We start from the raw sequence: 363 nt of genomic DNA, 5'->3' as shown, positions 1-363 counted from the left end.
CTACAAAACAGAGTCAAAAGAAATTCCGGGCTATAAGTTAGTCGAAAAACCGAAAAATGCCGAAGGAAAGTATGAAGAAGGAACAACGGAAGTAATCTATGTCTACGAAAAAGTAGAAGGGAATGTAGTAACGAAGTACGTAGATAAGGAAGGAAATGAGCTAGTTCCAGGAACAAGTACAACGGATCAAGTAGGAAAAGACTACAAAACAGAATCGAAAGAAATCCCAGGTTATAAGTTAGTCGAAAAACCGAAAAATGCCGAAGGAAAGTATGAAGAAGGAACAACAGAAGTAATCTACGTATATGAAAAAGTAGAAGGAAACGTAGTAACGAAGTACGTAGATAAGGAAGGAAATGAGCT

1 protein-coding gene is annotated in these 363 nt (G+C 37.2%); it reads left to right on the top strand.

What is annotated here, in order from left to right; all coding sequences use genetic code 11:
• Positions 1-363: MucBP domain-containing protein (locus MR170_RS31245; protein WP_242310694.1), on the top strand; the 363-nt coding region annotated here is incomplete at both ends.

Origin of the sequence: Bacillus cereus group sp. BfR-BA-01524 (assembly GCF_022662595.1) — a bacterium.
Taxonomy (GTDB): Bacteria; Bacillota; Bacilli; order Bacillales; family Bacillaceae_G; genus Bacillus_A; species Bacillus_A thuringiensis_S.
This window is presented reverse-complemented; position numbering and strand designations above follow the sequence as displayed.